The sequence below is a fragment of the Sediminibacterium sp. genome (assembly GCF_051861365.1).
Lineage (GTDB): Bacteria > Bacteroidota > Bacteroidia > Chitinophagales > Chitinophagaceae > Sediminibacterium.
The window spans coordinates 12,034-36,630 of record NZ_JBHYCW010000004.1; the positions used below are offsets into that span (position 1 = coordinate 12,034).

Sequence of the window (24,597 nt, forward strand, 5' to 3'; positions counted from 1 at the left end):
AAATAAAAATTGATTTTTATTGATTGAAAGTACTATCTGGAACAATGGCAAAGCTGCCGGGTTGAATATTGAAAAAGGTGATATCTGTTAGGTCTTGATTGGAGCGAAATCCATTCGCATATCTTCCCTTTTGTTTGTAAGGATAATTTTGAATCAGTGTAACAGGGGTTGTAGTATAAAACTGTGCGAGGTTTTGATCCCAAAACAACTCATCGCAATACAGCGTGTCTCCTTTTACATTATAAATGACCACCTGATCTCTTAGGTATACTTTACTTTCATTTTGTAAGTAACGACCATATTTAGCAGATAGCCTGCTTTCTACTTTCATGCTGTCATCATAAAACTCTACAAACAAAGAATTGGGAAATTCTGTTTTTCTGGCACTATCACCTTGATAGCGCAAAAGCAAAGGTGCCGTTAACTTTGCGCCAATTTTTCCATTCTGACTTAAAAAGCTTTCAATATTTTTTCCTTCTTCGATACCGGGTAGTTTTTTTCCAAAAGCTTTTACATCATTGACATCATTTTCACAGGCTAATAAAAAAACACAGCCCAACAAGCAGGCTGTGAGAAGGTATTTAATATGTTGATGATGATTAATCATACCTACGTTTCTGGAACCAAATATCAGTTAAGCTCATGCCCAAAGTAAACTGAGCATAACTTTCAGTGATATTATTTACGCCTGTACCACGCTTCCCAAATTGTAAAGCAGTATTCAGGATGGTAAATTGACGATCATAATTATTCCATTTTTTAATGGGGAATCCCGCACCCAATGAAAAGCCTGATGTTTTAAGACCATTGCCATCAGGATCGATATAATCCTTACCAATAAAAGCACCCACACGATAATTCACATTACTCCAGTAATTTCTACCATTCAATGGATCTGGAGCCAGTTGAGCACCTACTTTTAATTGCCAGCTGTTTACTAGCTGATCAGGCTGATTGTAAAAACGATACTTGCTCCATTGTGTGGTGGTATACTCTGCACCAATTGACCACATTTGAAAAGTACCGCGGTTATTGCTGGATGTTTTATGAAAAGTGATACCCGCAGCATAAGTGGATGGTAGCACAATAGTGCCTTTAATATTATTGATAACTGAAACCGTATCAATCGTAATATCACCGGCTACAGATTCGGTATAAGTTTCTCTTTTTTGATCCTGCGAAGCGGACATATTTTGATTGAGGGAATAAGTACCCCCTAATCTTACGAAATAACTATTGGTAACATTTGTTTTCTGATCTACTTTCTTCTTCAACAAGAATTCATATTGAAAACCTGTATTCAAAAAAACCTTGTTGAAAGTAGTGATGGTAGATGAATTCGACTGGAAAAAGAAAGCGGTATCACTCAGGAAAATCTTTTTGGTAGAGATTTCTCTTCTCCCAAAATTGAAACCGGTATTAAAACCAATACTGAGATTTTTCCATTTTTTACCAATTCCTAGAAAAGCTTGATTCAATCCCCCTGATCCTTCATAAATAGTGGCAAGACTATCACCAGCTACTCTTTCTCTGTTCACAACAGAGTAGTTGATACGAGTAACAGGTCTGATACCAAATGCCATACCCAAGCCTTTGGTTCTTTTTAATGGCATACCTACTGCCAGATAAGACGGATAGAAATAATTAGATCGGAACTTACCGGATGGATTTTCACTTCTTAGATTTCTGGTATCGATGGTTAATCCGATATCATAGGATACCATGAAATAATTAGAATAAGTAGCGGGGTTCATAAAATTCACCGCCTGACCCACATTATTATTGATACCATCAGAATAAGCAGCGCTTAGTCCGCCCATAGCCCGGCTGATCGAATGTAAACTGTTGAAGCTTTCGCCCAGTCCATAACGAGTGAAGGGTGAATTCTCCTGAGCGTTCGTTTGAAGCAGGGTAAATCCGGTGATCAGAATGGTTAAACTAAATCTCAGTAATGTTGTGCTCACAAATCGCATACAGGCCTTTAAAAATTAGATAAGGGTCGGCAAATATCCTGTTTTTTAGATGTGGTACAAAAAAAGCCATATCCCCCCCGGTTAATAGCACGTTAAAGTTGTTGAATTTCAATGCATAAGCGTCAATAATTCCATCAATTTCCTTGGTCATTCCCATGATGACACCACTTTGGAGATTGGTTTTGGTGTCAAAACCGATCAAAGGGAAGTGATGATCAGGTTCAACCATAGGTAATAAGGCGGTTTGTTCATGCATAGCTCTGAAACGCATGGTCATACCCGGCGAAATGCCCCCACCCAAAAACTCGTGTGATTTATTGATATAATTATAGGTGATACAGGTACCCAGTCCAATAGCCAAGTTATGCTTATGGGGGAAAAGGTACACAGCTGCAGCACAAATGGCCAATCTATCTGCACCGATTGTTTCGGGCTTACCTACTGGCGTAGTGAAAGGCAGTTTGCTGGTATGTCCGAGTTTATGAAAGCCTGTTCTTTCGGTCAGTAATGTTTCTAAGCCAACATTATGGTTGATGACAGAAGAAAGGATGGCTTTTTTTGGCTGATACTGATCCAGAATAGCTGACACTGTAGCCGTATCATCATTTTCCAGCACCAGTACTTCTTTGAGTTCTTTGCCCTCAAATACAGCGCACTTCAAACGAGTATTGCCAAAATCAAAACATAAGCTGGTATACATAGATGGGTTTATAGGTCAAAGTTAAAGCCTTTCAGTTCTCTAAAATGACCATTGAGTTGTATGCGTTCTTTTAAAGATTCCATTCCGGCTACAACAGGTAATACTTTTGATAAATGTTGTTTCAGGTATTCTAGTCGCTGTGATTCATGCAACAACCCCAATAACTCATATTCTTCCTCGAGTGAAAGTCCGGCATGATGTGCCAGATCATAACTGCACAATTCATCATCCGGTTTTTTAAAATCTTTACTCACCTGAATGAGTTTGTGTAGCTCTCGAATACCTGCTATTACTTGCGCAGCGAGTTTACTATTTTGTCTTTCATCATTATCGGGATAATGAACAATAGCACCACTGTAGAGTTTTTCGGGGATGGTTTTCACGAGTTCCAACATCCGGAATACTTTTTCTCCACGTGTACGGATATCCATTTTTCCGTCTTCATGCACTTGAACAATTTCAGTGATGGTAACCAATGTGCCCATCTCAGAAACATTGTTCTTCAGTACAATGGGGATACCAAAGGATCGATTTTCACTAAAACAATCATGGATCAATTGTTTATATCGAGGTTCAAAAATGTGGAGGTTTAATTGCTCACCCGGGAAAACAACGACACCTAATGGAAAAATGGGAATAAAATTGGTCATAGTATTTCAATACACTACGAAATAAGGAAAATAGCCGTTATCCGACAAATAGCGTCTAAAGATTCATAACCTTGTTTTCTTGAATACTTGTGTTTTGCTTTCTTGTATCATTTATTTCATCTTTACTTTGTGTTATGAAGATTTCAGGGTTTACTATTATCAAGAATGCAGTATTGAATGATTATCCGATCGTAGAAGCGATCCGTTCTATTTTACCGGTGGTAGATGAAATGATTATTCTGATTGGCGATTCTGATGATGCTACCCTTGCGCTCATGCAGTCTATAAATGATCCAAAGATTAAAATCCATCATTCCGTTTGGGATAAAAATTTACGTACAGGTGGTACTGTATTGGCTGTAGAGACCAATAAAGCTTTTCAATTGATTGATCCTGAAAGCGACTGGGCATTTTATATACAGGGTGATGAAGCGGTACACGAGCAATACCATGATACTATCCGTAAGACTTGTTTACAATACAAAGATGATCAACGCGTAGAAGGATTGGTATTTAAATATCTACACTTTTATGGAACCTATGATTATGTAGGCGATAGTAGAAAATGGTATGATCATGAAGTAAGAATTATTCGTAACGATAAAAAAATTAGTTCTTATAAAGATGCTCAAGGCTTTAGAGTAGGTGAAAGAAAACTATGGGTGAAACCAGTGGATGCTTATGTATATCATTATGGTTGGGTAAAGAGTCCGGAGCAGATGATGAAAAAAGTAAAAAATTTTACTAAGCTCTGGCATTCTGATCAAAAGCTCGAAGAATGGATGAAGTCCCCTGACTTCTGGAACTATGATGAATTCGATTCTTTGCAAAAATTTACGGGTACACACCCGGCTGTTATGCATGAAAGAATCGCCAGACAAAATTGGAATGTAGAACTCGATATCAGTAAAAAGAAGTTTTCGTTAAAAGATAGCTTACTTTATTACTTTGAAAAGTGGACAGGTATCAGGCCTTTTGATTTTCGTAATTACAGGATTTTGAAGTAGTCGGTTCTCGAAGAAAACCAGTTGGATAATTCCAAAACAAAGCTATGATCCATGCATGCATCCATACACTGTATTGGTATGCAAGATTGGTTTCTACCAAACAAGATACTATGATGGCTGCCGATACAGCACTCAATGCCATATTTCTTTTTTGAATACCTCGAATCAGCGGATAGATAAGCCATGTACTGAATAATACTAACCCTATAATACCGCTTCCCATCCACCAAAACAACCATTGATTAAATGGCCATCCAAAATCGAATGTTTGTTCAGGATAACTTGCTTGAATACTTTTTCTGATCACATCATCAATAGCAGACCACCCTATGTTATTTTGTCCGGATTGGATCAGTTGCCAAGCTTCACCATTGATTACTCTTCTGGTGGCGTCAGATAAAGTTGGATTGACTTTCCCGTCTTCAAACTGTTGCCAGTCGTATAATGTATAGGCAAGCTTTTGTTGTATGCTCGGTGATAGCTGATAAGTAATAGCGACCATTACCAGTATTACTAGTATTCCAATGATCAATCCTTTCTTTTGCACTCGGGTACCATTTATCAAAATAAACAGGGCAGTGACAAAGATCATGACCAGTATCATGATCCATGCTGTACGAATAGCAAGTAGTAAAATCGCAAGCAGTAAAAACAAACTGATCAGCCTCATTACTTTTTGATCTATGTATAAAACAAAACTGATACAGCAAGAGATTGCTACAAACATTCCAAAACGAACATGATCATGATCCATCCAAACCGCTACTGTTTGTCCTGAACCATACCTGATAAGGGCTTCCTGATAATGAGTAATGTACCAGAAAAGCGAATAACTCAACGCGATCAGACTTATCCAAACCCAATATTTCAACAATGCGCTTTGATGCTGTTTTGCCGCAATCAGGGAACCGGCAAACGAAGCAACGATGTAAGTACTTAAAGTAAGTAAATGATCAAGGTCTTCTTTGTTAAAACCATTCTGCCAGCAGCCCAATAGTGCAATGCATACAGGAGCTATTCCCCAGATCAGTAATGACTTATTTTCTTTCTGAGCAAGGTCTTTTCTAGAATGGGTAAACAGCCATATCATCCATAAAGCTGCGGATAAAGACAGGACAGCGCGGCTCCATAACAACCCTGCAAGGGAGATGATCATCAGTAGAACAGGTAGCCATGCTTTTTTCATGATATATCAACGAATGGGTGATACTCTGGAAGCAAATACTTTCTTTTGCAATAGTAAACTTAAATTTAAGCTACCGATCACAATATGTGGGATCAATTATTACAACAAATAGCATTATCTGAACCAAAAGCATTGGCCAGAAGCATTTCATTGGTAGAGAATGAAGTGGAAGGGTATGAACAATTTCTGGGGCAATTACCTGTTGGACATGCTGCCGTTACAGGCATTACAGGTCCACCGGGAGCCGGTAAGAGCACATTGGTAGATGCATTGATACAGCAGTGGGTGACTGCGGGTAAAAAAGTTGGTGTATTGTGTATAGACCCTTCTTCTCCTTTCAATTTGGGAGCGGTTTTAGGAGATCGGATACGGATGAGTGATTGGTACAATCACCCCAATGTATTTATCAGATCGTTGGCTACCAGAGGATCTTTGGGAGGATTGCATCCTCATATTATTGAGATCACCGCACTAATGCAAGCAACAGGTTTTGACCACATCATTGTTGAAACAGTAGGAGTTGGACAAAGTGAGATTGAGATTGCAGGCTTAGCAGATACTACTGTTGTGGTAGTGGTTCCCGAGGCAGGGGATGAAGTACAAACCATGAAAGCCGGCTTAATGGAGATCGCTGATATTTTTGTTGTGAATAAGAGTGACCGTCCCGAGGCGGATACTTTTGTACGCAATTTACGAATGATGTTAGCCCCTGCTTTTCATCAAACAACAACAGCTATACCTGTCATCAAAACAATCGCAACAGATAAAACAGGCTTAGTAGAACTTGCTACTGCCATTGAGCAACACCAGCAGGAAGTGCATCATTCTGAAAGAAAAGATTGGTTGCTAACAGAAAGAGCATGGAAATTAATTCAGCAACATCGCATGAAAGATATCAATAAGCAGGCTTTAAAAGACAAGATCGCATCATTACGATCGAAAGGAACATTTAACCTTTTTAGCTTTATTCATTCTTATATACAACAGTAATACTATCCTATGTCTTTTACTGCATCTGATATTTCAGTCGTGATGGCTACTTATAATGGAGAAAAATATCTCAGACAGCAGTTAAACAGTATACTTCAACAAACCATTGCTCCAAAAGAAATTCTCATCGTTGATGATGGATCTACTGATAATACGGTTGCTATCATCAAAACCTATGCGCATGATGATCGAATCCGTTTACTCATCAATGAAAAGAATATCGGATACATCAAAAGCTTTGAAAAAGGCATGTTGAATGCTACTTGTTCATTGGTGGCACTCAGTGATCAAGATGATATTTGGCTGCCTCATAAACTTGAAACATTGCTTTCGCACATGCAAGATAATATCGCTGTATACAGTGATTCAATGCTAATAAATGAAAAGGGGGAGTCGTTACTCAAAAAAATGTCTGATATCAAAAATCAGCTTACTTATGATAACTGTCTCATGTATACCATTGGTGCTTGGGCTCCGGGACATGCCATGTTATTCAGAAAGGAGCTGATTGAAAAATGTGCACCCTTTCCAACCATCGTAACCCATGATTTTTGGCTTGGATTTGTAGCATCCTGTTATGGCGGTATCCAATATGTAAATGAAGTTTTGGTTCAATACAGACAACACACAGACAATGCTATTGGAGCCAATACCCGACAGCAAGGAAAAGAGAAGCCAACTAAAAATACGAGAATAGAGATTGCCAGAAAAAGAATGCAAATGCTGTTTGAGAAATGTCCGGCATCATTACCTCATCAAAAAAAGGTGCTTGAAATACTCGCTATCACTTATCGAAAAACAGATGTTGGGAGTAGATGGAAACGAATGCGTACTTTTTTCAAATACAGGCATATTATATTAGCGTACAAAAAGAAATCATCATTTATGAAGATCTTATTTTGTATCAAAATGTTCTTTAAAATAGATGCTTAACCATTTTGAAGAACTGCATTCCAAAAGCGTTTGAAGAAGTTCTTAAGATGTATATGTTTGGGAATCTTTTGTTCTGAAAGCAGTCCGTCAAACTTATCACCCCTTCTTAAATAATATTTTGATAAGGTACCGGAAGTCATACCCCACTTAGCAATAAATGTATAATAACCTTTATTACGTTTTACCCGTTTAACAGAAATGGATCCGAAGTGATATACCCGGCTTTTTTCCAATCCTTTAAACAGACGGATACCTGCTTGCCAAAGTTTCATGGAGAAATCGGGGTCGGAATACATACCCGGACTGAATTCTACGCTATAGCCTCCCACCAAGTCCCATATATCTTTGTGCACAACGTTGGGGGGCCAGGTAGCACCCTGCCAGTCGTGAAATGGGATAGTGGCGAATTCTTTAATGAGTGTTTCTTCTTGAAATTGATCAATGGATGTTCCAAAATTTTTCTGAATAGAACAGCTGCTCTGGGCTTTGATTTCGATGGCAGTGGCTGAAAGGAAAAAATATTTGTGCCCAATTTTTTTTATTTCATCCAACATAGGCTTATCCCAGTTGGGACATACATACATGTCATCATTGATATACAATAGATAATCTGTTACAGCCAATGTTCTACAGCTATTCAGTGCATAACAAACACCTACATTTACAGGGCTGTATGAATAACTGATATCGGGTTGTGATTGAATCCATTCTAAAGTTCCATCAGATCCCTCATTTATATGAACAATGAGTTGATGTGGGTAATAGGAGTTTTTCCGAATGCTGTTTATGCAAAGCTGCAGGTAAGTTAAATTATTCCAACTAGGTATCATAATAGAGAATATGTATTCTTCTTTATGATCACTTTTATTTAAATGTTTTTTTTCAATTACCATTTGCTGCTACTATTTTATCAAACTATTTTTTTATTGACTTCATAGTGAGCATATTTCTTTTTTGCCCTTAATGTTGTGTTTTCAAGTATTCCTAACCAGTATAGTAAATAGACAATGGGTGTTATTGGAAAGCGCAATAGATCATAGAAGTATCGTTCTCTTATGTAGGTAATTTTTACTAGTTTCTCCAAAAAAAAATCAGAATGCTTTTTTGCTAAGTAGCGATGAATTAAAACATTTCTTTCGTTGTTGTCGAATTGCGCAATCATTGAATTACCTATAATACGATAAAAAAATAACTTCTCATTGATGAAATGAAAGGTAAAGTTATTCTTTGACGCATTGATCCAAAATTCCCAATCTTCAAATCCATAATAAGGCATAGCTTCATCATAGCCGCCATTTTTTTCCCATACCTCTTTTCTATATATGGCACAACCGTCTGCACAATTTCCTGTAACAAGCCCTAAATCATCAAATGGACGAACTTTAAATTGACGCTTCTTAATTGAAGTATCTCCAAAAAATTCTGGAGCAGCATATACAATGTCGGCCTGATTTTTTTCTAATAAAGGGATGGCTTTATTGATGTAATTAGGATCTATTTTATTATCAGCATCTAATGGTAGAATGTACTTTCCAACTGCAACATTTATTCCGGTGTTGCGAGCCTTGCCAGGTCCTCCATTCGTTTGATGAATAACCCTATAATTTAATTGCTTTAGACTCTCTAGTTTTTGAAGTGTTTCATGATCTGAAGATCCGTCATCAACTATAATAATTTCAACACTGTAGTTGATTTTACTGTAATCTATACTATCCAATGCTTCTTGAAGATATTGCCCATGGTTATAACACGGAATAACAATACTAACTATTGCGGGTTGCTGTGTCATTATTGATGCCTGACGGCTATAAGATTGATAACAAAATAAGCTATAATGTTTAATTTAACCAAATACTGAAAGATCAAGATGCTATGTTGTACTTTGCATTATTGTATAATCATTATAATAGGTATTTATGTCATCTCGTTTCAAAAAAATGACTAAAGCATTCGGGTTAATTGATGCAATCAAACTTTATATAAGGGTTAAACTAAAGCCTTACGGAGTATTAAGTGCTTCAAAATATAAAGGTCCTTTTTATTTGCGACCCCAAACAACCGACTATTTTACTTTCGATCAGGTCTTTTTAAGAAATCAGTATAACATTAATTTCCCCTTTGAAGTACAATATGTAATAGATGCGGGAGCTAATATCGGTTTGGCTTCTGTTTATTTTTCGCAAAAATATTCTAATTGCTCAATTGTAGCAGTTGAACCAAGTAAAGAAAATTTTGAAATTTTGTCGAAAAACATTGAACCTTATCCTAATGTAAAGCCTTTGCTTAAAGGCTTGTGGAATAAAGATGTTCATTTAATTATAGTTGATCATGGAGCAATAAAAAACTCCTTTATGGTTCAGGAAACATCCCCCAATGATCCAAATTCAATTTCCGCTATTTGTATTAGTACTATTATGCGTGAGCAAGGATGGAACCATATTGATCTATTAAAAATTGATATAGAGGGTTCTGAAAAGGAAGTATTTGAAAGCAACTATGAGCATTGGCTGCCTTTAACAAAAGCAATTGTGATAGAGTTACATGATCAAATGAAAAAAGGATGTTCCAAAGCTGTATTTGCGGCCACTAGCAAATACAACTTTTCTTTTTCTATCTCCGATGAAAACTTGGTATTTATAAATGAAGATCTGGTAGAGATGCCTTAGTCTTTAGTAGAAGTTTGTTTCTCATTTTTCATTACTTCCTGTTCTCTTTTCCACCAACGAAAACCAATGAAACCCATTATTGCAATAGGAGCAAATGCCAAATAAATAATGGCCGAGTTAAGGGCTTTGGCCGGACCTTCACCCAATTGTGAAGCAGTTTTTGTGCAAATAGAACATTGCGCGTCTACCAACTGACTGATTAGCACCAATACAACCAAAAAAACGATCATTTTCCATCCCTGCTGTTTCATACCGGAAAGTTTATGCAAAGGTAGGGATAAGTTGAAAGTCAAAAGTGAAAAGTCAAAAGTCAAAAAAATACTGTGAACCTCTGTGCCAAACTCTGAGCAACTCCTGTGGTAAAGTAACATATATAATCTTCTTTTGACTTTTCACTTTTGACTTTTGAATTCCCTTCACTATCTTTCTTGTTCAACCTTTTACCGTGAACCAACGAAGAGATTTTGTACAAAGGATCGGGCTCCTGGCCGGGGCATTTTCTGTCAATAGTCTGTTTCAGCAAGTACATGCCGCTGAATGGCAGTCTGAGCAGCAACGAGTGGCTGGTTTTAGTCCGGAACAAACGGCTATAGATGAAGATTATTGGACGGTTATTCAACAATCCTATACGGTGAATCCCAATCTGATCAATCTCAATAATGGAGGAGTCAGTCCTTCTCCCAGAGTGGTACAGGAAGCAGTAGAAAGATTCAATCAATTGTCTAATGAAGGTCCATCCTACTATATGTGGCGCATTTTAGACCAAGGGCGTGAACCTTTGCGTTATAAGCTGGCTACATTGGCGGGCTGTTCTCCCGAAGAAATTGCAGTCAACAGAAATGCTACCGAAGCACTGAATACGGTGATTTTTGGATTGGATCTGAAAGCAGGAGATGAAGTGATAGGTACCAAGCAAGATTATCCAAATATGATTCAGGCTTGGAAACAAAGAGCATTGCGTGATGGGATTGTATATACACAGATCAGTTTTGATTTTCCGATGGAAGATGATGATGCCATTGTATCAGCATTTGAAAAAGCCATCACGCCTAAAACAAAAATTTTACACCTAACACATATCATCAACTGGATCGGACAAATTCTTCCGGTGAAGAAGATTGCACAAATGGCGCATCAGCGTGGATTGGAAGTGATTGTTGATGGGGCCCACTCTTTTGGTTTACTTGATTTTAAAATACCCGACTTGGAATGTGATTATTTCGGCACCAGTCTACACAAGTTTCTTAGTGCCCCAATAGGCAGTGGGATGTTATGGATTAAAAAAGAAAAAATAGAAAAGATATGGCCCTTGGTTTGTAATGATAAACCTAGGAGTGATGACATCAGAAAGTTCGAAACCCTTGGTACCAGAAGCTTTCCAATAGAACAAGGAATAGGAGAGGCTTTGAACTTTCACAATGCGATCGGAGCAAAAAGAAAAGAAGAACGGATTCGTTACCTAAAAAATTATTGGGCGGAGAAAGCAAGGAATATTCCTAAGGTAAAAATACATACCTCATTCAAACCCGAATATGCTTGTGCAATTTGTGGTGTATCTATTGATGGCATGACACCCGCGCAATTGGATCAGGCATTATTCAATACCTATAAAATTCATACCGTTGGTATCGTCTGGGAAAACATTAGTTGTGTAAGAGTTACACCACATGTATACACCCGATTACAAGATTTAGACAAGCTGGTATTTGCGTTGGAGGAAATAGCGAGTAACAGAGTTTGAATCTTTGATTTTTTGATCTGTGATTGACAAAAGTCATTAGCTTTTCAACCAAATCAAAAAATCAAAGATCAAAAAATCAAAGATCCTAAGAAGCTTTTGCAGCAGCTTTCTTGGCTTTTGCAGCAGTAGCTTTCGCATTGGCCGGACGGCTTTTGCCGAATGAACCTTTGAATCTCTTTCCTTTAGCGGTTTTTTTATCGCCTCTACCCATGGTAATTATGTTTTAATTGATAAATAGTGAGCTGCAAAAATAGAAAAACCCCGCGAAAGCGGGGTTCAATTCTTTTTGGAGGCTTAGATTAGATCTTAGCGCTCAGTTCTTTACCGGCTTTGAAGCGGGCAACTTTTTTAGCTTTGATCTTGATCGTCTCACCAGTTTGAGGGTTACGACCTGTACGAGCAGCACGCTTAGATACAGAGAAAGTACCGAAACCTACTAAAGTAACTTTATCACCTTTTTTCAGGGTTTTAGTTACAGTATCAACAAAAGAATCTAAAGCAGCGTTAGCTTGAGTTTTGGTGATACCTGCATCTTCTGCGAGTTGTGCGATTAATTCAGCTTTGTTCATAGATGTGTTTTTAGATGTATTTTAATAAGAGAAACAAATTTATTCGCTTTTATCAAATAGCAAAATATTTTTACAACTTTATCGTCTTTTTGTGATTCCTTAAAACCCTTCGCCAACAAGCATTTCAGCCGATTGCGTATCAATTATGCATTGCATGTTTCAACACTGTTATCTCTTGAAACCCTTTATTATCAATGGTTTCAGATGATTTAAGCTGAAAAGCAGTCCCGAAGCGGGTTTCAGAGCAATATAGCGAAGTTTTGTGATTGTCAAAATGAATTTGCAAAACTATCCACACTCAATTCACAACCTGCATTAAAGAACGAAAACCAACGAATTGATTGCCCCAAATATCCAGTGCATCTTTACGTAAAGCGCTTGCGTGATGCTCAATGTAACGATTATAGTCTTCTTTGGTAGCGGCAAAATATTGAGTGGCATAAGTAGGTCCTTCGGTTTCATCCATTTCAAGCACACGTACAAAACGAAAATCTGTAAAACAACCGGTAGCCATTACTTCCGGAATATGTTTGGTTTTCATCCATTGTAGCCAGTTTTCATGAATACCCCAGGCCAATTGAATGGTTACATTATAGATATACACGATGAAAAATTTATAGTTTGTATGAGTATTAGATGATTTCTGCGTAAATCGGACAATGATCGCTGTGTTTCACATCCGGATAAATAGCAGCTGCTTTCAATTGAGGTGCTAGAGTATCTGTAATGCTGATATAGTCGATCCTCCAGCCCTTGTTTTGTAACCGTACTGATGGAAATCTTTGACTCCACCAGGAATACGCACCCGTAGCTTGCGGATGAAGCTGACGGAAGGTATCTACCCACTTATTGGCTAAAAACTGATCCATCCACGCACGTTCTTCCGGTAAAAATCCCGATGACTTTTTATTTCCTTTCGGGTCATGGATATCAATTTCCGTATGCGCAATATTATAATCGCCCGTTACAATCAGTTTCTTTCTTTTCTTTCTCAATGCTTGTACGTATGTAAAAAATTCATCCAGCCACTGGTATTTATAAGTTTGTCTTTCATCCCCACTGGTACCGGAAGGAAAATATGCATTGATGAGGGTAATATCTCCAAAATCAGCTCTGATCACTCTTCCTTCAGCATCGCTTTGATCTATACCATTTCCATAAAGTACTTGATCGGGTTTTATTTTTGTAAAAATAGCAACCCCACTATAACCCTTTTTTTGAGCGGAATACCAAAATGTTTGATAACCCATTTTTTCAATAGCACTTACATCTACATCTTCTTGATTGGCTTTGGTTTCTTGTAGACAAATAATATCTGCCGGATTGGTTGCTAACCAATCTGTAAAACCCTTTTTCATGGCGGCTCTGATGCCGTTGACATTATATGAAATGATGCGCATAGCTGTCTGATTTATCGGAAGAGACGGGAAAACCCAATCATCATCAACTGATTCAATATTTCTTTGTCTAAAGATGCATCAAAAACAGCAATTCTTTCCGGTAAAAATTTTCCCATAGCAACGGCTACATTGTTTTGATTCAGATAAAATTCTTTCAATGTGTTTTTATTGCTACACATAATCGTGAAAGGCTGATTGTGTATGAGTCCGGTAATGACATACTCTGAAAAAATTTTTCTTGAAACTTCATCAGGGTTCATTAAGAAAATACTGATACTATCATAGCCATTGCTGAGTTTATTCAGGTAGATCATTCTGTTTTCTGCTCCTAAACCGTTATTTTTTGTTTTTAAGACCCATTTATTCTCTACTACTAAACCGGTGTTTTTTATGATCTTGAATTTGGCGATTGTATCCTGGTCTTTCAATAAAAAATGTAGAGAATCGGGCATGAAACTGGTAAATACTTCGTCTTCATTTAAATAATTAAAGATAGGGTTGATCTCAATCAGCATTTTTAAAGAATAATTTTTATCTCTCAGCACGTCTCTGCTGTCTTGTTTTAACTGAACAAAATCAGAACTGTTTTGTCTACCTGTACTATTGATAGCGGTACTTATAATAGACATGTCTACAACGTTTTTATTTTTCCCTTTTGTAAAGAGTTCTTCATAAAAGGGTTCACCCAGTCGAATGAGCTCGTCGGTCTGATCTCTTTTATAGGAGGCAATATTATTTTTATTGTTTACTTGTATAACAGGATAATTACTGATGATGGGGAGTAAGAAATTATCAGCGTAGAATACCGGCGCTGCTTTTATCTCAAGCATTCCTATTTTATTTTCCGGATCCAGGATGCGCTCAAATGCGTGATTGAGCATATCTGTAAACCCTTTATTACTCAGTGAAGGAGTAGATGCTTGGATACCAAAACCATTACTACTACCTCGCGTAATGCAGATGGTGATGATTTCTTTTAGTACGATTTCTTTTTCTGAGTTGATTAATACAACAGTTAAATCAAATACGGAAGCAGTTCTTTTGAATAATGCAGAATCTTCCTTGTATTCTGGGTGTACGTAATAAAAAGTGTTGGTTTCAAATTCATATAAATCAAGGTACATATGCCATGTACTGCTGTCTGCTATGGTAAATGGTATTTCAGTAGAGCCGGTTGGTTTCAATTCGGGTAATACTGTTATGCGCAAATCTTGATTCATGAGTTGCGCATTTTTATGTTTCAGTAAGCTATTGTTCAATTGTTTGAGTAATACAGCTTTGGTTTCTTCTTGTTTTAGATACTGCATCACCGGTCCTACCATTGAGAAAGTCCTGAATTGTTCCAGTAATACTTTTTTTTGTGCGGATGCCGATAGTAAGCATGCGGTGCATATGATGACGCAGTAAAATTTTCTCATAAAACTGTTAAGGATGTTTAACTGTTTATTATTACAGCAAATTTTGTGCTAATTTGAAATTTAATCAATATAAGGATAGATATGAATAAAACAGAAAGGATTATTCCGGCCAAAGAACTCGTGTATTTGGATGGACCGAAACCCAGGATCAATGAGTTAGCTTTTGCTTGGCAGATTTTTCGCCAGTTTATTAAAGGCTTTCGTACACTCCACTTTGTGGGTCCTTGTATTACGGTATTTGGATCTGCTCGCTTTAAAGAAGATCATCCTTATTATCAGCAAGCGGTTGAAGTTGGGAAAAAAATTGCAGAACTTGGATTTACCACCATGACAGGCGGTGGTCCGGGCATTATGGAAGCAGCCAATAAAGGGGCTTTTGAAAATGGGGGGCAATCAGTAGGCTGTAATATTAAATTGCCTTTTGAACAGTACCCCAATCCATACATGCATCGATGGATCACTTTTGATTATTTTTTTATCAGAAAAGTGTTGCTGGTAAAATATTCTTACGCATTTATCATCATGCCGGGCGGATTTGGTACAATGGATGAATTTTTTGAAACACTTACACTGGCACAAACCAAAGTGATCAATGATTTTCCGATTGTATTATTGGGGAAAGACTATTTCCAGCCATTGTTAGATAGTATTGATGATATGGCAACACATGGCACTATTTCTGCGGAAGATAAAAAACTATTATTCCTCACTGATGATGTGAAAGAAGCCATGGATTACATTAAAACATACGTTCGTAAAAACTATACTGTGAAACCGAGGAGGAGATTGTGGTGGTTGTTTGAGAAAAGGTGATAAACAGAAGAATATAGAATGTAGAATATCCAATTTCGAAATTGGATATTCTACATTCTATATTCTCTATCCTTCCAACACCGGACTCAGCCATTTTTCTGCAACTTCTTTTGTCATGCCTTTTCTTCTGGCATAGTCTTCAAACTGATCTTGCTGAATTTTGCCTACTCCATAGTACTGACTTTGCGGATGCGCAAAATACCATCCACATACAGATGATGCAGGATACATGGCCAGACTTTCTGTAAGTTCTATGCCGATGTTTTGAGTGACTTGTAGTAAATCAAATAATTTATACTTCTCGGTATGATCCGGACATGCAGGATAGCCCGGCGCCGGACGAATACCCACATATTTTTCTTTGATGAGCTCTTCATTGCTGAGTGACTCATTTTGATCATAGCCCCAATATTCTTTTCTGGTTTTCAAATGCAGGAATTCTGCAAATGCTTCCGCTAAACGATCGGCCAAAGCTTGTAGCATGATCTTGTTATAATCATCATGATTCGCTTCAAATATCTTGATGTGTTCGTCAATGCCATGAATGGTGACAGCGAAAGCACCGATATGATCTTTCTTTCCGCTGCTTGCAGGAGCAATAAAATCAGCTAAAGATAAATTCGGTTGTCCGGGAGCTTTTTTGATTTGTTGACGCAGGAAGGAAAGCGTGGTCTTTTTGTCTTTGTTGGTTACAACCACATCATCATCTTCACTGGCAGCTTCCCAGAAACCAATGGTTCCTTTGGCAGTGAGCCATTTTTCTGCAACGATGGTATCCAATAAAGCATTGGCATCATTGTACAATTTAGTAGCTTCTTTTCCAACCACAGTATCAGTCAATATCTCAGGGAAATTACCATGCATTTCCCAAGCAATGAAGAAAGGTTTCCAATCGATATAAGAACGAATCTCATTCAAATCTGCATCTGCAAATACTTGAACACCTGTAAAACCAGGCGTAACAGGAGAGAAATTTGCCCAATCGATATTGACTTTATTCTGTAATGCTTCACTGTAAGGCAAGTATTGTTTGATACTTTTTTTATTATCAAATCCTTCTTTCAGTTTTACATATTCCTCAGTGGTAGATTTCAGGAAGACCTCTTTCTGTTCTTTGTTTAACAGGGAGCCTGCAACCGTTACACTTCTGGAAGCATCTAATACATGAATCACACCATTGCCATATTCCGGAGCAATCTTAACAGCAGTATGCATTCTGGAGGTAGTAGCTCCTCCAATTAATAAGGGCTGCGTCATACCACGACGCTTCATTTCTTTGGCAATATGTACCATTTCATCCAATGAAGGCGTGATCAGTCCGCTCAAACCAATGATGTCTGCATTTTCTTTTTGTGCGGCATCCAAAATTTTATCCGCAGGTACCATTACGCCCAGATCAATAATATCATATCCATTACAACCCAATACCACACCTACAATATTTTTTCCGATATCGTGTACATCACCTTTCACAGTGGCCAATAATATTTTTGCTGCACCGGCTGCTTCTGTGTTGGCAGTTCCGGCTCTGAGGTGTGCTTGTTTTCTTTCTTCTTTCTCCGCTTCAATGTAAGGAGTGAGGACTGCTACGCTTTTTTTCATTACACGTGCACTCTTCACCACTTGTGGTAAGAACATCTTACCGGCACCAAATAAATCACCCACAATGTTCATTCCATCCATCAATGGACCTTCAATCACATCCAGTGGCTTGGGATATTTTTGTCGGGCTTCTTCTGTATCTGCTTCAATATAATCAGTGATACCATTGATGAGAGAATGTGCCAGTCTTTTTTCAACAGGCTCATTACGCCAGGCTTCATCTTTCACTTCCACTTTACCCTTTGCTTTCACGGTTTCTGCAAACGCAATGAGTTTTTCAGTGGCTTCATTATTTTCGTTATTTCTGTTTAGCAGTACATCTTCACATAGATCGCGAAGTGTGGGTTCTATTTCATCGTATACCACCAATTGTCCGGCATTCACAATACCCATATCCATTCCGGCCTTGATAGCATGAAATAGAAATACAGAGTGAATGGCTTCACGTACATGGTCATTGCCTCGGAATGAAAATGAAACGTTTGATACACCACCACTTACTTTGGTGAGTGGCATCAACTGTTTGATTTCTCTGGTTGCTTCAATAAAATCTACCGCATAATTATTATGCTCTTCAATACCGGTGGCTACTGCAAAAATGTTGGGGTCGAAAATAATATCCTGTGGTGGGAAGCCTACTTTTTCAGTAAGAATTTTATACGCGCGGTGACAGATCTCTACTTTTCTTGCCTTGGTATCGGCTTGTCCTACTTCATCAAATGCCATTACAATAACAGCTGCACCAAATGCTTTACAAATGAATGCCTGTTCAATGAATTTCTCTTCTCCTTCTTTCATGGAGATGGAATTCACAATGCATTTCCCTTGTACACATTTCAATCCGGCTTCAATGATCTCAAATTTTGAACTATCGATCATGATCGGTATACGTGCAATATCCGGTTCACTTTGCAAAAGATTCAAGAAAGTGGTCATGGCTTTTACACCATCCAATAATGCGTCATCCATATTCACATCCAACACCTGCGCGCCATTCTCTACTTGTTGACGGGCAACAGACAATGCTTCTTCATACTTGTTCTCGCGAATCAGTCTCGCAAATTTCTTTGAACCTGTTACGTTCGTTCTTTCACCAACATTCACAAAGTTGGTTTCCGGTCTAACCACCAAGGGCTCAAGACCTGATAAACGGAGATAGGGTTTTATAATAGTAGCTGAACTCATGTCGTTAACTTAAAAATTAAACCAATGCTGTTTCAATTACAGGAAGTGGTCTGGGTGAAATCTTTTTAACGTGATCGGCGATATGTTTGATGTGATCGGGTGTGGTTCCGCAGCAACCGCCTACAATATTTACAAAACCTTGTTGTGCCCATTCTTCAATGAAATGAGCTGTTTGATGGGGTGCTTCATCATATTCTCCCATTGCGTTCGGTAATCCGGCATTGGGGTATGCAGAAGTATAACAAGCTGCAATCTGACTCAGTTCTTCAATATGTGAACGCATTTCAGCAGCACCTAACGCACAGTTTAATCCCACACTTAAGGGTTCTGCATGCATTACAGAGGTATAAAAGGCTTCGAGTGTTTGTCCACTCAATGTTCTTCCCGATGCATCCGTAATGGTACCACTGATCATAATCGGCAATTCAGGAATACCTGTTTCACGGAAAAATTGTTTGGCGGCAAAAATGGCACCCTTGGCATTGAGTGTATCAAAAATGGTTTCGATCAATAAAATATCTACACCGCCATCTACCAATCCTTTGATCTGTTCTTTGTAAGCTGTTACCACTTCATCAAATGTAACTGCTCGAAAACCGGGATTATTCACATCAGGCGACAGGCTCAATGTTTTATTCAATGGACCAATGGCCCCTGCAACATATTTAGGAGTTGTAGTTGGATTTTCAGCGATAAATTCTTTAACGGCATCCTTTGCACATTTTGCAGCAGCTACATTTAACTCATAGGCAAGTGATTGCATATCATAATCAGCCATTGCAATCGTTGTGCTGCTGAAAGTATTGGTTTCAATAATATCAGCACCGGCAGTCAGATATTCTTTATGAATACCTTTGATGATATCCGGTTGAGTGATGCATAATAGGTCATTGTTTCCTTTTACGTCGCAATGCCAGTCTTTGAATCCCTCACCACGATAATCGGCTTCTGTTAATTTGTGACGCTGGATCATGGTACCCATGGCACCATCAATCACCAGAATTCTTTTTTCCAATTCTTTACGAATACTCATAATTCACTTCTTTTAGAACAATCAATTGTTCATTTACTTGAGTGAACCAATAAAACGTAGGGAGAAAATTTGAGGGTGCTTTTCTGTACGTTTATTAGTTCGATTTGTCCCGCCGTAGGCGAGAGTGCAGGCCGAACAATAAACAAATCCGCCTGTGTAGGGTACAAAGATAAGTAAAATGCGATAAAAAAGCCCCTGTAATCATGAATACAGGGGCTTTTAAGTGGTTTTATCTCTTTAAGCTTTTTTCTTTCGACCAATATTGAATATTCTGGAGATATTAAAACCCCAGCGTATATCACCTTTACCCCATGATCCAAAAGTTTCATGAATAAAAGTATGTTCGTTCATGCCGATAGAGTTGGTGAAATGTAATTGGAATACGTGCCCACCTGTTTGTATATCTACTCCAATGGATAATGGATTATACGTGCCGTCGAAACGCTCTGTCTGAACAAAATATTCAGCATTGATGCTTACGCGCTTACTAACTTTTTGTCTAGCTAAAAAGCCTACAGAGAAAAGGTCTTTCGCTCCTCCCGATAAGAACAGAATTCGGTTGTATCTTGTATAGGTAGGGGAGATTTGAAGAGAAGTATTTTCATTGAACTTTCTCGCAATCATTAATTGTGCCGTATAATAAGTTCTGTCTTGGGTTTTTACATTCAAAGTCGGATCAGCATAGCGTACTCCACGATACATGACTGAGCCCAATAAAGAAACTGATACCGGTACATTTTTCACACCACTGCTTTGCCTGAGTAGTCTGTATTTTACAAAAGCATCCGCTTCCTTATTGGTTCCCGTTCTTCCAATACCAATCATTAAATTTTCTGCCAACCCAAAATCAAAGCCAATACGTGCTGCAACAAAATCCAGTCCAAATAAATTATAGAACCCTTGATTTAAAGGAGCAAAACGGTGATTGATACGAAAGTCCATGCTCCCTTTACCGGTTATTTCTACCGTTTGTGTGGTCACCAAGCGAGTGGAATAAAAAGTGTTGAGCGTTTTTTCAGTTCTGTTTTTGTCTTCCGCTGCAGCAGTGCTGTCTTGCATTTTAAACAGATCTGTTTGTTGTGCAACAGCACTAAATGTGATAAGGGTTAGGCAAAAAATAGCCATTGACCTTTTAAATAAGATCTTCATACAGGTGTTTTTATGGTGATAATGATTACTGGTATTGACAGTTGATATCTACTGTTACTTTTTCTGTAACGGAAGATGCGTCGATTTTAAAATCGCTCATGTTGATCACGAATCCGGCTCTGGCACTTGGCTTTCCAGCTTTGATTTCAATATTCCCTTTTACGGTGATGTTTTTAGTAACACCATGCAAGGTCAGATCTCCTTTTACTGTTACGGGATAGCTTCCATCTTTTGTGAAATTCACATCTTTCAGGTTCACAATATTGCCTTTAAAATCAGCTCTTGGAAACTTGCTGCTCTCAGCATATTGATCATTGAAATGCTCTTGCATTTCTGCATATTTGAATTTAAAACCTTTGATCAGCATGCTGAAAGTGATCTGTCCGTTATCAGCTATTCTGCTGGTCACTTCATTATTCACCGCTTTCACGTCTCCATCTGTGGGAGATTCAAATGTGATCTTACCATTACGTGTTCCAAATATTTTCTGTGCATCGGCTTGCATTCCGATGAAAAGAACTAATGATAAGAGCCCGATAATTTTCTTCATAATCTTTCCTTTCTTATTTTACTAAAATACCATCGTTGATAACAACATTGGCATCGGGAATATATCCCCTGCAAAAGCCTTTGAATGTAATGTTTTGTCCTACAGTCAATGCACCCGGATTTGTCTTAAAAGTACAATTGATCACTACGAATGGATCATTTGTTTTTATATCTACGACAACCTGACCATCCTGGTTTGTATTCACTGCTAATATCTCGCCCGACAATTCTATTGCTTTATCCAGATACAAAGCGTTGGCTGCGTTTTCATCTGCTTTGAAAGCATCGAATAATTGCTGCGCAGTCATTTGTACCCCTTCTTTCTGACTCACATCTTCATGCTTACGGTTGTAAACAAAAAATACAGTTGCCGCAACCGATAAAACCGCACCTAATATTCCCAACCATAACAACTTCTTCGCTTTACTGAAGTTCGTAACTACATATATCAATAGACCCAGAAATGGAAGAATTGCTACTATGATCATCCATTTTTGTCGCTGGCTCTTATCTATATCTGTCCTTTTCGATACTGTAATCACAGATATGATCATCAAGACCAACCAAATGATGCCTGTGCTGACCAATCCTGCCATTAAACCTGATATTTCCATATACTTGATTTGAATGAAAGAAACAGTTATTTTTTGTTTTAGTTCATTACCGATTAAAGATCAAAAGATAAAACAAATACTGCTCCTAGAAAAATTCAATGTTTAAACGGCAAATTAGTCGATCTTGTTTATATGAACTATTACGAAAAGTGGAAAGAAAGGTTGCTTTTGGGCAAAAAACACCTATTTCACATATTGTTGCACCGGAAGTCGATTTGCAATGCTCTTTGCTAGGGTCATTTCATCTGCATATTCAAGATCGCCCCCAAAAGCAATACCTCGTGCAATGGTGGTAATGCGACAAGGAAGGTGTGCAATTTTTTTCTGGATATAGTAGATAGTAGTATCTCCCTGGATATTTGGGTTCAAGGCAAAAACAATTTCCTCGGTCTTTTCTTTCTCTATACGCTGAACAAGTGATTCGATGCTTAACTGTTCAGGACCAACACCATCAAGAGGAGAAATGATACCGCCTAGTACATGGTAAGAACCATTGAACTGTTGGGTGGTTTCGATGGCAATCACATCTCTTATATTTTCTACCACGCAAATCATTTGCTGATTGCGCATGGAATTGGAGCAAATAGAACAAATATCACCATCACTGATATTATGGCAACGCTGACAAAATTTGATATCCCTCCGCATGCGTGCAATGGTTTCACCAAAATGCTGCACTTCATTGACTTCCTGTTTTAATAGATGCAACACCAATCGTAATGCCGTTTTTTTCCCAATACCCGGAAGCTTGGAAAACTGCGCTACTGCATTTTCTAAAAGTGAGGAGGGGAATTGCATGGCGCGAAGATAAGTGAGAAAGATACAAGCTGCAAGCTTCAAGCAACAGGCCACAAGGAAGAGACAAGATTCAAGGTACAAGCTTGGTACACCTAGATTACCGATTACCTCACTTGTAGCTTGAAGCTTTCGGCTTGAAGCCTATTGCAACGCAATGGTTGTTTCATTATCCCAGTTTGCGCGGATATTCAGCTGTCGGGGGATATAAAATACTTTCTCCGGTTGCTTTTTGATGGGTGTAAAGCTTCCGGTATCCCATTTACCGTTTTTATTTCTATCGTACAAAATTCTCAACTCATAGCTACCCGGTTTAAAGCGACGGATCTGAATATCATTTTGATTGATGGGATAGGAAGCTACTTGTTCATCATTTTGAAAGAGCTGTAATACGGCATGCTGACTGGTATCAACATTCAAAAAGCGAAAGCGAACGCTGCCGTACTCTGTTTCTTTTCGTATACTCAAAAGTAGTGTGTCTGTTTTGGGAAGTGAAGTAGCATTACTATCCAGCGCAGCATCTTTTTGAATGACCAGTTTATATGTCGTATTTTCTTTCCAAGGATAGCGGAGGGTGAATGTTTTTCGGAGGCTATCTAAAGCAACAGTGTAACCCTTTTGTAATACGTCATCATTATCTGTTAATCTCACTTTCCCGGTATCCAAGGAAAATACTTTTCTATTGAATACCATTTTAAAATCGCTGAGAAGATCTTGCATACCATTATCTAAAATGGCGATATAGCGCAATCTTTTATCGTCACGCAAAGAAGGAGGTAAGCCACTGGATGGGTCTGTAGCTTTCTTATCGGTAGTAATGGATTGCGTAAAAGCATAAAAAGTATCTATCTTGTTACTATTGCTGCCAATTTGTACCAAAGAATCTCTGAAAGCAAAGAGTGAGCTGCTGTCAAAAGTTTTATTGTAGCTTTTCCCATTCACAATATAAGCTGCAAAGGTACCGGAAGGAAGATTGTTGAATTTGAATGCGCCTTTACCATCAATTCTGGTAAAAAAGCGCGGACTTAATTTTTTGATCGCAGAATCGGAAGTGTTTTTGTGTAATACAACAATCAGTGTACTATCTACTTTACCTGTCTCAGCTACCAATACCTTACCCTCATAAGTATGGAAATCGATAGTAGGTCCGGTAGAAAAAACATAGCGAAAATTTTTTGCTACATTACTTTCATTGACATCTATGATACTGTTTCCAAAATCAATAGAATATGTAGTATTCTCTTCCAATGAATCTTTGAAGCGAACTGTTACATTTCTTAATTTATAATCAACCTGCGGAAGATTCTTGGGAACAGGAGCATAAATGATGTTTTCTGTATTCTGTAAAGACACAAATTCATCAAATGTGAGTAGAATATTTTTAGTCTTTACATTGGTAGCTGAGTCTTTGGGATTGGCTATCACCAACCGTGGAGGTAAACTATCTCTTGGACCTCCACTGGGGGGTATCATATTCGCACAAGAATTAGCCATGATCATGATCACCAAACAAAGCGCGATACCATATAAGCGAATAATGAGCGTCAAAAGATTTTTCATGCGTGGTGCAAACTTACAGGCTTTCTGTGTAGCGTTATACTCATTGAGCTAAAAATCATGTTAA

26 protein-coding genes are annotated in these 24,597 nt (G+C 38.1%); 6 read left to right on the forward strand and 20 right to left on the reverse strand.

What is annotated here, in order from left to right; translation table 11 throughout:
- Positions 1 to 16 precede the first annotated feature (16 nt).
- The 4 genes from lptC to ACTIEV_RS02490 are packed head-to-tail and all read right to left on the reverse strand — an operon-like array spanning position 17 to position 3,323.
- Positions 17 to 607, reverse strand: a complete 591-nt coding sequence (gene lptC, locus ACTIEV_RS02475; protein WP_322195510.1) for an LPS export ABC transporter periplasmic protein LptC — start codon at positions 605 to 607, stop codon at positions 17 to 19.
- On the reverse strand, positions 600 to 1,973 hold the full coding sequence (locus tag ACTIEV_RS02480; protein WP_322195511.1) for a hypothetical protein: 1,374 nt from the start codon (positions 1,971 to 1,973) through the stop codon (positions 600 to 602). The genes lptC and ACTIEV_RS02480 overlap by 8 nt, the downstream gene beginning before the upstream one ends.
- Positions 1,939 to 2,673 (reverse strand): type III pantothenate kinase, encoded by a 735-nt coding sequence (locus ACTIEV_RS02485; RefSeq protein ID WP_439515980.1) that lies wholly within the window; start codon positions 2,671 to 2,673, stop codon positions 1,939 to 1,941. The genes ACTIEV_RS02480 and ACTIEV_RS02485 overlap by 35 nt, the downstream gene beginning before the upstream one ends.
- Before the next feature lie 8 nt (positions 2,674 to 2,681).
- Positions 2,682 to 3,323 carry an LON peptidase substrate-binding domain-containing protein gene (locus ACTIEV_RS02490; protein WP_439515981.1) on the reverse strand — a complete coding sequence of 214 codons (642 nt, stop codon included), beginning with the start codon at positions 3,321 to 3,323 and terminating at the stop codon, positions 2,682 to 2,684.
- Between the two features lie 134 nt (positions 3,324 to 3,457).
- On the opposite strand from ACTIEV_RS02490, the gene ACTIEV_RS02495 reads away from it, so the two are divergent.
- Complete coding sequence (locus ACTIEV_RS02495) at positions 3,458 to 4,330, forward strand: glycosyltransferase family 2 protein (RefSeq protein ID WP_439515982.1); 873 nt, start codon at positions 3,458 to 3,460, stop codon at positions 4,328 to 4,330.
- Here ACTIEV_RS02495 and ACTIEV_RS02500 read toward each other — a convergent pair.
- Positions 4,290 to 5,516, reverse strand: coding sequence for an O-antigen ligase family protein (locus tag ACTIEV_RS02500; RefSeq protein ID WP_439515983.1), 1,227 nt, complete (start codon positions 5,514 to 5,516; stop codon positions 4,290 to 4,292). The genes ACTIEV_RS02495 and ACTIEV_RS02500 overlap by 41 nt on opposite strands.
- An 84-nt stretch (positions 5,517 to 5,600) precedes the next feature.
- Between ACTIEV_RS02500 and meaB the strand changes: the two genes are divergently transcribed.
- Both meaB and ACTIEV_RS02510 read left to right on the forward strand, forming a co-directional pair.
- The gene (meaB, locus tag ACTIEV_RS02505) at positions 5,601 to 6,506 is read left to right on the forward strand and encodes a methylmalonyl Co-A mutase-associated GTPase MeaB (protein WP_439515984.1); all 906 of its coding nucleotides are present in this window, start codon (positions 5,601 to 5,603) and stop codon (positions 6,504 to 6,506) included.
- A 9-nt stretch (positions 6,507 to 6,515) separates the two neighbouring features.
- Positions 6,516 to 7,439, forward strand: coding sequence for a glycosyltransferase family 2 protein (locus ACTIEV_RS02510; protein ID WP_439515985.1), 924 nt, complete (start codon positions 6,516 to 6,518; stop codon positions 7,437 to 7,439).
- On the opposite strand, the gene ACTIEV_RS02515 is transcribed toward ACTIEV_RS02510, so the two are convergent.
- Positions 7,436 to 8,332: a glycosyltransferase family 2 protein gene (locus ACTIEV_RS02515; RefSeq protein ID WP_439515986.1), complete on the reverse strand. Its 897-nt coding sequence runs from the start codon at positions 8,330 to 8,332 to the stop codon at positions 7,436 to 7,438. The genes ACTIEV_RS02510 and ACTIEV_RS02515 overlap by 4 nt on opposite strands.
- A gap of 17 nt (positions 8,333 to 8,349) precedes the next feature.
- On the reverse strand, positions 8,350 to 9,228 hold the full coding sequence (locus tag ACTIEV_RS02520) for a glycosyltransferase family 2 protein (RefSeq protein ID WP_439515987.1): 879 nt from the start codon (positions 9,226 to 9,228) through the stop codon (positions 8,350 to 8,352).
- Between the two features lie 127 nt (positions 9,229 to 9,355).
- Between ACTIEV_RS02520 and ACTIEV_RS02525 the strand changes: the two genes are divergently transcribed.
- Positions 9,356 to 10,105 (forward strand): FkbM family methyltransferase, encoded by a 750-nt coding sequence (locus ACTIEV_RS02525; protein ID WP_439515988.1) that lies wholly within the window; start codon positions 9,356 to 9,358, stop codon positions 10,103 to 10,105.
- Here the strand turns inward: ACTIEV_RS02525 and ACTIEV_RS02530 are convergent.
- Positions 10,102 to 10,356 (reverse strand): hypothetical protein, encoded by a 255-nt coding sequence (locus ACTIEV_RS02530; RefSeq protein WP_439515989.1) that lies wholly within the window; start codon positions 10,354 to 10,356, stop codon positions 10,102 to 10,104. The genes ACTIEV_RS02525 and ACTIEV_RS02530 overlap by 4 nt on opposite strands.
- 194 nt (positions 10,357 to 10,550) lie before the next feature.
- Between ACTIEV_RS02530 and ACTIEV_RS02535 the strand changes: the two genes are divergently transcribed.
- Positions 10,551 to 11,846, forward strand: coding sequence for an aminotransferase class V-fold PLP-dependent enzyme (locus tag ACTIEV_RS02535; protein WP_439515990.1), 1,296 nt, complete (start codon positions 10,551 to 10,553; stop codon positions 11,844 to 11,846).
- A gap of 85 nt (positions 11,847 to 11,931) precedes the next feature.
- Here the strand turns inward: ACTIEV_RS02535 and ACTIEV_RS02540 are convergent, their stop codons facing one another.
- From ACTIEV_RS02540 to ACTIEV_RS02560, 5 genes are all read right to left on the reverse strand, one after another.
- Positions 11,932 to 12,057, reverse strand: coding sequence for a 30S ribosomal protein THX (locus tag ACTIEV_RS02540; RefSeq protein WP_250686738.1), 126 nt, complete (start codon positions 12,055 to 12,057; stop codon positions 11,932 to 11,934).
- An 88-nt stretch (positions 12,058 to 12,145) separates the two neighbouring features.
- Entirely contained in the window at positions 12,146 to 12,415 is a 270-nt protein-coding gene (locus ACTIEV_RS02545) for an HU family DNA-binding protein (RefSeq protein ID WP_133474259.1), read from the reverse strand.
- A 298-nt stretch (positions 12,416 to 12,713) separates the two neighbouring features.
- The gene (locus ACTIEV_RS02550) at positions 12,714 to 13,019 is read right to left on the reverse strand and encodes a DUF4286 family protein (protein WP_439515991.1); all 306 of its coding nucleotides are present in this window, start codon (positions 13,017 to 13,019) and stop codon (positions 12,714 to 12,716) included.
- Positions 13,020 to 13,047: 28 nt separating this feature from the next.
- Complete coding sequence (locus ACTIEV_RS02555; protein WP_439515992.1) at positions 13,048 to 13,815, reverse strand: exodeoxyribonuclease III; 768 nt, start codon at positions 13,813 to 13,815, stop codon at positions 13,048 to 13,050.
- Between the two features lie 11 nt (positions 13,816 to 13,826).
- Positions 13,827 to 15,233 carry a hypothetical protein gene (locus ACTIEV_RS02560; RefSeq protein WP_439515993.1) on the reverse strand — a complete coding sequence of 469 codons (1,407 nt, stop codon included), beginning with the start codon at positions 15,231 to 15,233 and terminating at the stop codon, positions 13,827 to 13,829.
- Between the two features lie 81 nt (positions 15,234 to 15,314).
- On the opposite strand from ACTIEV_RS02560, the gene ACTIEV_RS02565 reads away from it, so the two are divergent.
- A complete protein-coding gene (locus ACTIEV_RS02565; RefSeq protein ID WP_439515994.1) occupies positions 15,315 to 16,046 on the forward strand; it encodes a TIGR00730 family Rossman fold protein in 732 nt (243 codons plus the stop codon).
- Between the two features lie 66 nt (positions 16,047 to 16,112).
- Here ACTIEV_RS02565 and metH read toward each other — a convergent pair whose 3' ends face one another.
- The 7 genes from metH to ACTIEV_RS02600 all read right to left on the reverse strand — a co-directional run bounded on the left by metH (position 16,113) and on the right by ACTIEV_RS02600 (position 24,533).
- Complete coding sequence (gene metH, locus ACTIEV_RS02570; RefSeq protein ID WP_439515995.1) at positions 16,113 to 18,833, reverse strand: methionine synthase; 2,721 nt, start codon at positions 18,831 to 18,833, stop codon at positions 16,113 to 16,115.
- Positions 18,834 to 18,849: 16 nt separating this feature from the next.
- Entirely contained in the window at positions 18,850 to 19,866 is a 1,017-nt protein-coding gene (locus tag ACTIEV_RS02575; protein ID WP_439515996.1) for a homocysteine S-methyltransferase family protein, read from the reverse strand.
- A gap of 237 nt (positions 19,867 to 20,103) precedes the next feature.
- On the reverse strand, positions 20,104 to 21,015 hold the full coding sequence (locus ACTIEV_RS02580; RefSeq protein WP_439515997.1) for a DUF5777 family beta-barrel protein: 912 nt from the start codon (positions 21,013 to 21,015) through the stop codon (positions 20,104 to 20,106).
- A 25-nt stretch (positions 21,016 to 21,040) separates the two neighbouring features.
- On the reverse strand, positions 21,041 to 21,565 hold the full coding sequence (locus ACTIEV_RS02585; protein WP_439515998.1) for a YceI family protein: 525 nt from the start codon (positions 21,563 to 21,565) through the stop codon (positions 21,041 to 21,043).
- 13 nt (positions 21,566 to 21,578) lie between these two features.
- A complete protein-coding gene (locus ACTIEV_RS02590; RefSeq protein ID WP_439515999.1) occupies positions 21,579 to 22,178 on the reverse strand; it encodes an OB-fold protein in 600 nt (199 codons plus the stop codon).
- A 183-nt stretch (positions 22,179 to 22,361) separates the two neighbouring features.
- Positions 22,362 to 22,976, reverse strand: a complete 615-nt coding sequence (gene recR, locus ACTIEV_RS02595) for a recombination mediator RecR (protein WP_439516000.1) — start codon at positions 22,974 to 22,976, stop codon at positions 22,362 to 22,364.
- A gap of 141 nt (positions 22,977 to 23,117) precedes the next feature.
- Positions 23,118 to 24,533: an Ig-like domain-containing protein gene (locus ACTIEV_RS02600; protein ID WP_439516001.1), complete on the reverse strand. Its 1,416-nt coding sequence runs from the start codon at positions 24,531 to 24,533 to the stop codon at positions 23,118 to 23,120.
- Positions 24,534 to 24,597 lie beyond the last annotated feature (64 nt).

Coding starts and splice junctions, on each gene's coding strand:
- ACTIEV_RS02540 (WP_250686738.1), bottom strand. CDS start 12,057: ATGGGTAGAGGCGATAAAAAAACCGCTAAAGGAAAGAGATTCAAAGGT.
- ACTIEV_RS02600 (WP_439516001.1), bottom strand. CDS start 24,533: ATGAAAAATCTTTTGACGCTCATTATTCGCTTATATGGTATCGCGCTT.
- ACTIEV_RS02580 (WP_439515997.1), bottom strand. CDS start 21,015: ATGAAGATCTTATTTAAAAGGTCAATGGCTATTTTTTGCCTAACCCTT.
- ACTIEV_RS02525 (WP_439515988.1), top strand. CDS start 9,356: ATGTCATCTCGTTTCAAAAAAATGACTAAAGCATTCGGGTTAATTGAT.
- ACTIEV_RS02500 (WP_439515983.1), bottom strand. CDS start 5,516: ATGAAAAAAGCATGGCTACCTGTTCTACTGATGATCATCTCCCTTGCA.
- ACTIEV_RS02545 (WP_133474259.1), bottom strand. CDS start 12,415: ATGAACAAAGCTGAATTAATCGCACAACTCGCAGAAGATGCAGGTATC.
- ACTIEV_RS02495 (WP_439515982.1), top strand. CDS start 3,458: ATGAAGATTTCAGGGTTTACTATTATCAAGAATGCAGTATTGAATGAT.
- ACTIEV_RS02485 (WP_439515980.1), bottom strand. CDS start 2,673: ATGTATACCAGCTTATGTTTTGATTTTGGCAATACTCGTTTGAAGTGC.
- meaB (WP_439515984.1), top strand. CDS start 5,601: ATGTGGGATCAATTATTACAACAAATAGCATTATCTGAACCAAAAGCA.
- ACTIEV_RS02490 (WP_439515981.1), bottom strand. CDS start 3,323: ATGACCAATTTTATTCCCATTTTTCCATTAGGTGTCGTTGTTTTCCCG.
- recR (WP_439516000.1), bottom strand. CDS start 22,976: ATGCAATTCCCCTCCTCACTTTTAGAAAATGCAGTAGCGCAGTTTTCC.
- ACTIEV_RS02565 (WP_439515994.1), top strand. CDS start 15,315: ATGAATAAAACAGAAAGGATTATTCCGGCCAAAGAACTCGTGTATTTG.
- ACTIEV_RS02480 (WP_322195511.1), bottom strand. CDS start 1,973: ATGCGATTTGTGAGCACAACATTACTGAGATTTAGTTTAACCATTCTG.
- ACTIEV_RS02520 (WP_439515987.1), bottom strand. CDS start 9,228: ATGACACAGCAACCCGCAATAGTTAGTATTGTTATTCCGTGTTATAAC.
- ACTIEV_RS02555 (WP_439515992.1), bottom strand. CDS start 13,815: ATGCGCATCATTTCATATAATGTCAACGGCATCAGAGCCGCCATGAAA.
- metH (WP_439515995.1), bottom strand. CDS start 18,833: ATGAGTTCAGCTACTATTATAAAACCCTATCTCCGTTTATCAGGTCTT.
- ACTIEV_RS02585 (WP_439515998.1), bottom strand. CDS start 21,565: ATGAAGAAAATTATCGGGCTCTTATCATTAGTTCTTTTCATCGGAATG.
- lptC (WP_322195510.1), bottom strand. CDS start 607: ATGATTAATCATCATCAACATATTAAATACCTTCTCACAGCCTGCTTG.
- ACTIEV_RS02560 (WP_439515993.1), bottom strand. CDS start 15,233: ATGAGAAAATTTTACTGCGTCATCATATGCACCGCATGCTTACTATCG.
- ACTIEV_RS02575 (WP_439515996.1), bottom strand. CDS start 19,866: ATGAGTATTCGTAAAGAATTGGAAAAAAGAATTCTGGTGATTGATGGT.
- ACTIEV_RS02530 (WP_439515989.1), bottom strand. CDS start 10,356: ATGAAACAGCAGGGATGGAAAATGATCGTTTTTTTGGTTGTATTGGTG.
- ACTIEV_RS02510 (WP_439515985.1), top strand. CDS start 6,516: ATGTCTTTTACTGCATCTGATATTTCAGTCGTGATGGCTACTTATAAT.
- ACTIEV_RS02515 (WP_439515986.1), bottom strand. CDS start 8,332: ATGGTAATTGAAAAAAAACATTTAAATAAAAGTGATCATAAAGAAGAA.
- ACTIEV_RS02590 (WP_439515999.1), bottom strand. CDS start 22,178: ATGGAAATATCAGGTTTAATGGCAGGATTGGTCAGCACAGGCATCATT.